Annotated in this window: 10 protein-coding genes and 1 pseudogene; 9 read left to right on the forward strand and 2 right to left on the reverse strand. The window is 32.5% G+C overall.

Annotation, left to right across the window (positions count from 1 at the left end; genetic code table 11):
- The 7 genes and pseudogenes from ACR0QS_RS07210 to ACR0QS_RS07240 form a co-directional block, all read left to right on the forward strand.
- Window positions 1–575 (forward strand): V-type ATPase subunit (locus ACR0QS_RS07210; protein WP_432632767.1); only part of this gene is annotated, 575 nt, incomplete at its 5' end.
- Window positions 568–879 (forward strand): V-type ATP synthase subunit F, encoded by a 312-nt coding sequence (locus ACR0QS_RS07215; RefSeq protein WP_216389563.1) that lies wholly within the window; start codon window positions 568–570, stop codon window positions 877–879. The genes ACR0QS_RS07210 and ACR0QS_RS07215, both read left to right, overlap by 8 nt.
- Window positions 880–896: 17 nt before the next feature.
- Window positions 897–2,675, forward strand: coding sequence for a V-type ATP synthase subunit A (locus ACR0QS_RS07220; RefSeq protein WP_216389564.1), 1,779 nt, complete (start codon window positions 897–899; stop codon window positions 2,673–2,675).
- Window positions 2,668–4,047, forward strand: a complete 1,380-nt coding sequence (locus ACR0QS_RS07225; protein ID WP_216389565.1) for a V-type ATP synthase subunit B — start codon at window positions 2,668–2,670, stop codon at window positions 4,045–4,047. The genes ACR0QS_RS07220 and ACR0QS_RS07225 overlap by 8 nt, the downstream gene beginning before the upstream one ends.
- 3 nt (window positions 4,048–4,050) lie before the next feature.
- Entirely contained in the window at window positions 4,051–4,692 is a 642-nt protein-coding gene (locus ACR0QS_RS07230; RefSeq protein WP_216389566.1) for a V-type ATP synthase subunit D, read from the forward strand.
- 168 nt (window positions 4,693–4,860) lie between these two features.
- A pseudogene (locus ACR0QS_RS07235) lies at window positions 4,861–5,544 on the forward strand (glycosyltransferase family 4 protein); the annotation flags it as partial.
- A gap of 177 nt (window positions 5,545–5,721) precedes the next feature.
- Entirely contained in the window at window positions 5,722–6,858 is a 1,137-nt protein-coding gene (locus ACR0QS_RS07240; protein WP_432632772.1) for a hypothetical protein, read from the forward strand.
- Between the two features lie 247 nt (window positions 6,859–7,105).
- Here ACR0QS_RS07240 and ACR0QS_RS07245 read toward each other — a convergent pair whose 3' ends face one another.
- Window positions 7,106–8,131 (reverse strand): hypothetical protein, encoded by a 1,026-nt coding sequence (locus tag ACR0QS_RS07245; protein ID WP_432632768.1) that lies wholly within the window; start codon window positions 8,129–8,131, stop codon window positions 7,106–7,108.
- 371 nt (window positions 8,132–8,502) lie between these two features.
- On the opposite strand from ACR0QS_RS07245, the gene ispF reads away from it, so the two are divergent.
- Both ispF and ACR0QS_RS07255 read left to right on the forward strand, forming a co-directional pair.
- Window positions 8,503–8,982, forward strand: coding sequence for a 2-C-methyl-D-erythritol 2,4-cyclodiphosphate synthase (gene ispF, locus ACR0QS_RS07250; RefSeq protein ID WP_432632769.1), 480 nt, complete (start codon window positions 8,503–8,505; stop codon window positions 8,980–8,982).
- A gap of 25 nt (window positions 8,983–9,007) precedes the next feature.
- A complete protein-coding gene (locus tag ACR0QS_RS07255) occupies window positions 9,008–9,964 on the forward strand; it encodes a squalene/phytoene synthase family protein (protein WP_432632770.1) in 957 nt (318 codons plus the stop codon).
- Here ACR0QS_RS07255 and ACR0QS_RS07260 read toward each other — a convergent pair.
- A partial coding sequence (locus ACR0QS_RS07260) for a Smr/MutS family protein (protein WP_432632771.1) occupies window positions 9,952–10,395 on the reverse strand: 444 nt, incomplete at its 5' end. The two genes, ACR0QS_RS07255 and ACR0QS_RS07260, sit on opposite strands and share 13 nt — an antisense overlap.

Genomic DNA, 10,395 nt, shown 5'->3' on the forward strand with positions numbered 1-10,395 from the left:
AAGCAATAGAAGAAGCTATTGAAGATTATAATTCAAAGAAGGACCCTCAAAGAATAGACGTAATCTTAGACAAGTATATGTTTGAAGATATGAAGTTAATAGCTAAAGAAATAGATGATAAATTCGCTGATAAATATGTTAGTTCATTAATAGATTTAACTAATGTAAAAACTTTACTTAGAGTAAAGAAACAAAACAAGAGCAGAGAATTTTTATTATCAGTAGTTATTGATGGAGGCTCTATTGATAAGGAAACATTAGCAGCATTGTTAACTGATTCAGTTGAAAACATTCCTGGAAAGTTAAGCTATACAGATTATGTTGATGTTTTAAAGAATGGAGTAGAGGAATATTCTAAAAATGGTTCAGCAGGACTTTTAGAAAAGCTAATTGATAATTACATAATGGATATGATGAAAGATGCGAAATTAATACCATTTGGAATAGAACCTGTCTTAGCATATATTTATGCAAAGGAAACAGAAATAAAAGTAATTAGAATTATAATGGTAGGCAAACTCAATAATATTGCTGGGGAAGTAATAAGAGAAAGGCTGCGTGATATATATGTATAAGAAAATAGGAGTAGTTGGTGATAAAGATTCAGTTTTAGCATTCAAAGCACTAGGAATAGATGTATTTCCAGTAGTAGAAAGCGATGAAGCAAGAAAAATTATCGACAAATTAGCTATGAACGATTATGCAGTTATCTTTGTAACAGAACAAGTTGCTCAAAATATAGAAGAAACTATTGAGAGATATAACAATAAAACACTTCCCGCTGTAATATTAATTCCTAGCAATCAAGGATCATTAAATATAGGATTACAAAGAATTAGCGATAACGTAGAAAAAGCTGTAGGCGTTAATATTTTATAGGAAGGTAGGTTGGTAAGGTGAAGACCGGAAGAATAATTAAAGTTTCAGGACCTTTAGTAGTTGCTGAAGGAATGGACGAAGCAAATACTTATGATGTTTGTAAGGTTGGAGAAAAAGGACTTATCGGTGAAATTATAGAAATGAGAGGCGATAAGGCATCAATCCAAGTTTACGAAGAAACTGCAGGTATAGGACCTGGAGACCCAGTTGTTACAACTGGAGAACCACTAAGCGTTGAGTTAGGACCAGGACTAATAGAATCAATGTTTGATGGTATACAAAGACCACTAGATGAATTTTGGAAGGTAGCAAAATCTGACTTCCTTACAAAGGGTATATCAGTTCCATCATTAAACAGAGAAAAGAAATGGGCATTTAAAGCAACAGCTAAAGTTGGTGATGAAGTATCTGGTGGAGATGTTTTAGGAACAGTTCAAGAAACATCAGTTGTTGAACAAAAGATAATGGTTCCACCATATATGAAAGGTAAAGTAAAATCTATCCAAGAAGGTGAATTTACAGTAGTTGATACAATTGCTGTTATTGAAACTGAAGATGGAGATAAAGAAGTTCAATTAATGCAAAAATGGCCAGTAAGAAAAGGTAGACCATATGCTGAAAAGCTTAATCCAAAAGCACCTATGACAACTGGTCAAAGAGTTATAGATACTTTCTTCCCAGTAGCAAAGGGTGGAGCAGCAGCAGTTCCAGGACCATTCGGAGCTGGAAAAACAGTTGTACAACACCAAATAGCTAAATGGGGAGATGCTGAAATAGTTGTATATGTTGGTTGTGGTGAACGTGGTAACGAAATGACAGACGTTCTTAACGAATTCCCAGAACTAAAAGATCCAAAGACTGGTGAAAGCTTAATGAAGAGAACAGTTCTTATAGCTAACACTTCAAACATGCCAGTTGCAGCTAGAGAAGCTTCTATATATACAGGTATAACAATAGCTGAATACTTTAGAGATATGGGATATTCAGTATCTATTATGGCTGACTCTACATCAAGATGGGCAGAAGCATTAAGAGAAATGTCAGGTAGACTTGAAGAAATGCCTGGTGATGAAGGATATCCAGCATATTTAGGATCAAGACTTGCTGATTATTATGAAAGAGCTGGAAAGGTTGTATGTTTAGGAAATGGTAATAGAGAAGGAGCAATAACTGCTATAGGTGCGGTATCACCTCCAGGAGGAGATATTTCAGAACCAGTATCACAAGCAACTTTAAGAATTGTTAAGGTATTCTGGGGACTAGATGCTCAACTTGCTTATCAAAGACATTTCCCATCAATTAACTGGTTAAATTCATATTCTCTATACCAAAGTACAATAGATGCTTGGATGGATCAAAATGTTAAACCAGATTGGTCAGATTTAAGACAAGAATGTATGTCTTTATTACAAGATGAAGCAAACCTTCAAGAAATCGTAAGATTAGTAGGTATAGATGCTTTATCAGAAAAAGATAGATTAAAATTAGAAGTAGCTAAGTCAATTAGAGAAGACTATTTACAACAAAATGGTTTCCACGAAATTGATACATATACTTCATTAGATAAGCAATATAAGATGCTAAAAGTTATTATTGGTTTCAAGAGAGAAGCTGAAAGAGCACTTGATAATGGTGTTTATTTATCAGAAGTTTTAGCATTAGAAGACATCAGAGATAGAATTGCTAGAAGTAAATATGTAAAAGAAGATGAATTAGAAAAGATCGACCAAACAGCTGAAGATCTTAAGAAAGCTATCGACGACTTAATAAACAAAGGAGGGGTACAAGATGCTTAAGGAATATAAAACAGTTACAGAAGTTGTTGGCCCTTTGATGGTTGTTGAAGGCGTTGAAGGTGTTAAATACGATGAATTAGTAGACATCGAGTTACAAACTGGAGAAAAGAGAAAAGGTAAAGTACTAGAAGTTAGTGGTTCAAAGGCCATGGTACAAATCTTCGAAGGTTCTTCAGGAATTAACTTAAAGGGAACAAAAGCAAAATTTTTAGGAAGACCACTTGAAATAGGATGTTCAGAAGACATGCTAGGAAGAGTATTTACAGGAATGGGTGTTCCAAAAGATGGTGGCCCAGCTATCATTCCAGAGGAAAGAAGAGATATAAATGGTGAAGCAATTAATCCAGTAGCTAGAGATTTCCCTTCAGAATTTATTCAAACAGGAATATCAGCTATTGATGGACTTAACACTTTAGTTAGAGGACAAAAGTTACCAGTTTTCTCTGCTTCTGGTTTACCACACAAGGAATTAGCAGCACAGATAGCAAGACAAGCGAGAGTTCTTAACAATGATTCAAAATTCGCTATAGTTTTTGCAGCTATAGGTATTACATTCGAAGAAGCTCAATTCTTCATAGATGAATTTGAATCAACAGGAGCTATTGATAGATCAGTTCTATTTATGAACTTAGCATCTGACCCAGCTATCGAAAGAATTAGTACTCCAAGAATGGCATTAACTACTGCTGAATATTTAGCATACGAAAAGGGAATGCAAGTACTAGTTATAATGACAGATATAACAAATTATGCAGAAGCATTAAGAGAAATTTCTGCAGCGAGAAAGGAAGTTCCTGGTAGAAGAGGTTATCCAGGTTATTTATACACTGACCTTTCAACATTATATGAGAGAGCAGGTAGAATAAGAGGTAAAGAAGGTTCCATTACACAAATTCCAATACTTACAATGCCTGAAGAAGATAAGACTCACCCAATCCCAGACTTAACTGGATATATCACAGAAGGTCAAATAATTCTTTCAAGAGAATTATATAAAAAGGGTATAGAGCCACCAATAGATGTTTTACCATCATTATCAAGATTAAAAGATAAAGGTATTGGTAAGGGAAAAACAAGAGAAGATCATGCTGATACAATGAACCAATTATTCTCAGCATATGCACAAGGTAAGCAAGCAAAAGAATTATCTGCTATCCTTGGAGAATCAGCATTATCTGATACAGATAAAAAGCTAGCTAAGTTCGCAGAAGCTTTTGAAGAGGAATATGTTTCTCAAGGATTTAACACAAATAGAACAATAGAAGAAACTCTTAACTTAGGATGGAAGTTATTAAAGATGCTTCCTAGAACAGAACTTAAGAGAATCAGAGATGAATACCTTGAAAAATATATGCCAAGAGAGGATGCGTAGCATATGGCAAAGCTTAATGTTAATCCTACCAGAATGGAACTTAGCAGACTTAAGAAAAGACTGTCTACCTCTACAAGAAGTCACAAGCTGTTAAAAGATAAACAAGATGAGTTAATGAGACAATTCATTAATTTAGTTAAATATAATAATACATTAAGAAAAGAAGTTGAAGGACAACTAGAAGGATCTCTAAAGGACTTCGTTATGGCAAGAGCTGTAATGAGTTCTGAGTTTCTAGAAGAAGCTATAGCTTACCCAAAGGAACATATATCAGTTGATGTTGGAGAGAAAAACGTTATGAGTGTTTCTGTTCCAGTAATGAATTTCAAGAGGGAGCTAGAAGGTGATGAAGGTAGTATATATCCTTATGGATTTGCTAACACTTCAGCAGATTTAGATGATGCTATAGCAAAATTATATGGAATTCTACCTAAGCTACTAGAATTAGCAGAAGTAGAAAAATCATGCCAACTTATGGCTGATGAAATAGAAAAGACTAGAAGAAGAGTTAATGCTCTTGAATATATGACAATACCACAATTAGAAGAAACTATAAAATATATTCGTATGAAGCTTGATGAAAATGAAAGATCAGCAACTACACGTCTAATGAAGGTTAAGTCAATGATAGAACAAAGAGGTTAATTTCTGGATGTAAAAGCGTATTTTCACAGTTAAACTTTAACTGTGAAGATGCGCTTTTTAACTTTTCAAGGAAATTATATTTTATTTGATTAAAGTGCAGGATAATAGTATAATCTAATGTGAATTATAATATGAAAACTAAAAGAGAAAATTAGAGGAGAATATGAGATGCGTTATATATTAATTTTATTAGTGGCATTTGTTATATCTTTTTTATTAACTAAACCACTTATAAAACTATCTCAAAAGATAGGATTTACAGATAAGCCAACAAAAAGAAAGGCGCATGCAGCACCTATACCGTTATCAGGAGGTATAGGAATATATTTAGGATTTTTTATTTCATTTTTAATATTTGTAACTGAGATTGATGAACATAAGTTTTGGATTTTTATAGGAGCAACATTAATATTATTTATAGGAATATTTGATGATACATATAAGCCTAGAAAAAAAGAATTTCCTATATTGCCTAGATTAATTGTACAGTTATTTGCTGCTTATTTAGTTTATAGAGCAGGAATAGTATTTAGAGGATTTGACAATCCATTTACAAATGAATATATATTATTACCAGAATATCTTCAATGTATTCTTACTATAACATGGATATTTGGAGTAACAACAGTTATTAATTGGTCTGATGGAATGGATGGATTAGCAGGTGGAATATCTGTAGTTTCTTCATTAACCTTTTTTTGTGCAGCATTAATATTAGGTCAAACATGTTCAGCAGAAACATCAATATGTTTAGTAGGTGCTATTCTAGGTTTCTTGATATATAATAAGTATCCTGCACAGGTATTTATGGGGGATTCAGGAGCTAACGTTATAGGATTTTTACTTTCTATAATAGCATTAGATGGAGCATTTAAACAAGCAACAGTAATGAGTTTGTTTTTACCTATATTTGCATTAGCTGTTCCTATTTTTGATAACATATTTGTAATTTTTAAGAGACTTTTTGATGGAAAACCTGTATATCAAGCAGATAGAAGCCAAATACATTTTAGACTTAAGTCTAAAGGTATGTCTACAAAGCAAGTTGTTAATTTTATTATTTTTATTATTATATCAGTTATTTTGACAATAAACGCATTTGGCGAAACTACGGTAGATTTTAGATTATTCACAAGTTCTTACGCTTATAACGGTGAAAATACATATTGGGAAGCGACAAGAACCACTTTAACCTATTTTGAAAACTTTACGGAAGGAGCTTTTGATATAAAATTTAACGATTTGGTAAGTTTAAGAGTCGGCGTTTCCATATTTTTTCCTTTTACTTTTGAATTTCCGCAAGGCATAAGATTTTTTCCGATAGCGACAACTCAAGTTTCAAACGAATATATATCTTTAAGAATCGGAACTATGGTAGGAGGACATAATCTGCCCGCTCCAATAAGAGACCCTTTAATGAATATGACTCCCGTTGTGAGAGCGACTCCAGATAATACTTTGATAGCGAAAGGTCCCGAAGGTTATCAATATAACGAGCCTTTTACTCATGGATTTTACGAATACGGCGCTTCTTTTGAATGGTTTAAAGGAGGAAGAGGCGAAGCTTATATGAACTGGCAAATACAACATAACGCAAAACATAGAGAGAGATTCGATGTCGGAATAATTTACGCTTTGGATTTTATAAAAATATTTACTCCTTATATTGCGATTCATTATTGGCATAACGGAGGACATGAATATCCTTTTGTAGAAGGAACTCCCGCAATCACGGAAAATTACGTTGGAGCGATTGGAATCAATAGCGAATATTTATCAATACTTTATATGGCTTCTTATAATATACCCGACAGAGATAATAATATAACGAAATTCGGGCATGGATTATTTTTGAGAGGAAATATTCCCGTTCTTAACTGGTTTGAAATAGAGCCTATCGCTTTCATTTCTGGCTTTTACATAAATAAAAATCATAAATTTATAAGCGTGGAAGGCGACCCTTTTTACAGAGTGCCTTTCTATTTTGGATTAAATCTTAAAAAAGAATTCGTATTCGATAACGGAATATCTCTAACTTTGGCTTTAATCAACGGCGTATTTTTAACCGAAGAGAATAAAGTTGGCGGCAGATACGACCAAGAACTTAAATTTGATTTTACTTATATCGTTCCCGTGAAAAAATCTTCTTCCGATAAAGTAAGTTAGGAAAATATAAGAATGTTAATAAAAAAGAGCCTGCAATAATATTTTTATCTGTCATTGCGAGACTTCGTAAGAAGTCGTGGCAATCCACTATTAATGAAATTAAATTTTAAAATCAATTCTATTAATTTTGGATTACTTCGGCTATAAATAGCCTCGTAATGACAATAAAAAAAGGACTTACCAAAAAAAGGCAAGTCCAAGTTTCACGAGTTATTAAATATTTGTTATTTTACTATATTCTATTCTATTAATGCCAGTCTTGTTGACTTAAATGGTCGGTTAAATGCCATTCGTAAGGTTGTCCGAAGAAGAATCTAAAGTTCATATACGCAAGATTAAAAGATAGATTTCTTGCTCCAATGAAGTCATTTAGCTCATCGGGATTCTTACTCGTATATTCTCCTAATTGCTCTTCGCCCATTACATTTTTATTGTAATAGAAGTCAACTCCGAATTCGTTTTGATATGCATCGTCTCCCATGCCAGTATTCATTGTCAAAATCTCTAAACCGCCTTTATCAGCTCTCATATCGTCATGTCCCATAAATATGTTTAACTGGTCAAAGTTATTACCAGTAATTTCGTCCTTCGTTAATACGGTTTCATATACTCCGCCTATCGCGTAAGTTCCGTTATTTCTTCCGCCTTTATATTTTACGATTATACCAGTTATAAATTTCCTAACGGTAAGCGAACCTTTTCCTTGTCTGTAATATACGATATTGAAATCTTTATCGAAGTAATAATAGCTTTGAGTTCTTGGGTCGCCTAGAGAGTTATTATTTGCGTCTCTTATCATCCATCTCTTTCCATCGTTGTATTTTCCGCCTTCGATTTGGTCTTTCCAAATTTGAGTCAAAGTATTAGTGTCTTGCCAGCTAACATTCGTTCTCCATCCGTTTGGCTCTTGAGAATTATCCCATTTAACGAAAGGCGCATATATTTTATAATATGTGTCTTCAGCAAAAGTAGGTTTTGGAGGTTCTGGAGGTTCAGGCGGCTTTTGGTTTGTATCAGTGTCATTTGTATCTGGTCCAGTATTCGTTCCAGGATTATTCGTATCTGTTCCAGGCATATTCGTTCCAGGCGTATTCGTATCTGTAGGAATATTTGTTACAGGTCCAGTGTCTCCAGGAACTAATGTCAATCCAGATTCGGTTGGATTAGTAGCTTCGTTTCCTTTGCAGGCAACTATACCAACAATACTAAATATGGCGATTAATAAAATAACCGCAATTACTCGTGAGGTTTTGAGATTTTTTTTGGTTGTCATAATTAACTCCTTAATAATTAGATTTTATAGGGTTTCTCTCTCCCTACGCTAAATAGTATAATACATTTTTTCTAAAAAGTCAAGTAAAAAATTTTATTGTTGTCAAAAAAAAAAAAAAAAATAAGAAATTTACAAAAGTAATAAATTTATGAAAGAATTTAAGCGAATTTACGGCAAAAGTTAACATAATTTATATATTTTCTATTTTAATTAAATGATTTTTTATCGTCATTGCAAATATTTTTAATAATTCCGTCATTGCGAGCTTTCGTAGAAAGCGAAGCAATCGACTATTTTAAAAATGATAAGTTTGACAAATATAATCCTTTTAGTATAATTTTAAATTATAAAATAAAAAAGCGAGATATAAAATGAGAATAGGACATGGTTATGATTCTCATATATTTGAAAAAAATAGAAAATTAATTTTGGCGGGAATAGAAATTAAAAGCGAATTCGGATTAAAAGGACATTCTGATGCCGATGCGGTAATTCACGCGCTGATAGATTCCATTTTTGGAGCTTTATCTTTGGGCGATATAGGAAGCCATTTTCCCGATACCGACAATAAATATAAAAATATTTCGTCCGTAGAATTGCTTAAAAAAACCGTTCAAATTATGGAAGAAAAAAAATATAATATTTCAAATACCGATATTACGATTATACTTGAAAAACCAAAATTGAGAGATTATATTGATTCTATGCGCGAAAGTTTGGCGAAAGTATTGAAAACCGATATAAAAAATATTTCTATAAAAGCTAAAACTAACGAAAAGATGGACGCTGTCGGAAGAGGAGAAGGAATAGCAGTTCATTGCGTATCGTTACTAAAAAATATTGACGAATAAAAAATATTTATAATAAGGAAAAATTATGGGAGAAAAAATCACTACAAAATATTTGCTCGATTTGGTTTCAAGGAGTTTCGCTTTGGCGATTCCGCTCCTCGATAAAAATAAAAAAATAAAAGTGGAAGTTCAATATTTACTCGCAAGAATAATCGACACTATTGAAGATTCGATGCATGAAGTTAAAGATAAAGAAACATTGATAACTGGATTCATAAACATATTGAAAACGGGCGACACAAAAAATTTGGAGAATTTCAAAAAAGTCGTAATAAGCAAAACGATAAACGAAAACGATAAAGTCCTCATAGAAAATATCGACATTGTCCTTAAATCTTTTTTTAACTTTCCGATTGAAATAAAAAATATGTCGATTTCCTACTTAAAAGAAATGGGCTACGGAATGATTTACTATCAAGACCATTCCATCTCGAACTTTGACGATTTAACCGATTACTGCTATTATGTCGCGGGAACGGTTGGAATATATTTAACCGAATTGACTCGATTATCGGACGGACTCAATTTAGACAGGGAAAACGCAAAAAAACTTGGAATATTTTTACAAAAGATTAATATAATAAAAGACGCAAAAACCGATTATAAAGAAAAAAGAATATTCTGGCCCTCCTCTCTTTTCGACAATGAAAATCCCGCTCCTTATTTTGAAGATGCCGCTTATATGGATAAATCGCTCGAAGTTTTAAATAAAATGATTGAAAGCGCTTATGACGAATTTAAACCTTCAATAGAATATATTATGAGCATAGAAAAAAAGGCTCAAGGCTATAGACGATTCTGTCTGCTCTCGGTAATAATGGGATACGAAACATTAAAACTTTTGAAAAATAATTACGATTTATTTACGGGAAAAGTTTTGAAAATACCTAAAAAAACAGCTTTGGATATCGCCTCAAAAGTGAAATCCGATTTTTATACGAATAAAAAACTCGAAGATATATTATTAAATTATAATAAATAAATTAATTTTGCTCCACTTCCTCCGAGTCTTGCGGGAGCTTCTGCGGAATATTTTATATAATATTTGCCTTCAGTCGCTATATAATATTCTACCAAATCTTTCAAAACGGCTATTTTATTTTCGCTTCTAAATCCTTTTCCATGAATTATTAAAACCACTTTCAAATTATTTTTTTTAGCCTCAAAAATAAATTTCTTTATACTTTGCAAAGCTCTTTCTCTTGTGAGTCCATGCAAATCTAAACTATCCTGCGGTTTCACGGTTTTTATATTCGGTTTAAATTTTGAATAATTTTTTTTGCTTTCATTTAAGTTTTTAATATGATTCGAGCAATCGAGATTTTTAATTGCGTTCAAAAACATCTCTTTATCTTCTTCACTGCAATAATTATCGTCATTATTATCGTTATGATTTTTTATATTATTATTCAA

The sequence above is a fragment of the Brachyspira sp. genome, from assembly GCF_050873525.1.
In the GTDB taxonomy this organism is placed as follows: Bacteria; Spirochaetota; Brachyspiria; order Brachyspirales; family Brachyspiraceae; genus Brachyspira.

Excerpts from the sequence above, each read along its gene's own strand:
- ACR0QS_RS07225 (WP_216389565.1), top strand. The coding sequence starts at position 2,668 with ATGCTTAAGGAATATAAAACAGTTACAGAAGTTGTTGGCCCTTTGATG.
- ispF (WP_432632769.1), top strand. The coding sequence starts at position 8,503 with ATGAGAATAGGACATGGTTATGATTCTCATATATTTGAAAAAAATAGA.
- ACR0QS_RS07215 (WP_216389563.1), top strand. The coding sequence starts at position 568 with ATGTATAAGAAAATAGGAGTAGTTGGTGATAAAGATTCAGTTTTAGCA.
- ACR0QS_RS07240 (WP_432632772.1), top strand. The coding sequence starts at position 5,722 with ATGTCTACAAAGCAAGTTGTTAATTTTATTATTTTTATTATTATATCA.
- ACR0QS_RS07255 (WP_432632770.1), top strand. The coding sequence starts at position 9,008 with ATGGGAGAAAAAATCACTACAAAATATTTGCTCGATTTGGTTTCAAGG.
- ACR0QS_RS07230 (WP_216389566.1), top strand. The coding sequence starts at position 4,051 with ATGGCAAAGCTTAATGTTAATCCTACCAGAATGGAACTTAGCAGACTT.
- ACR0QS_RS07245 (WP_432632768.1), bottom strand. The coding sequence starts at position 8,131 with ATGACAACCAAAAAAAATCTCAAAACCTCACGAGTAATTGCGGTTATT.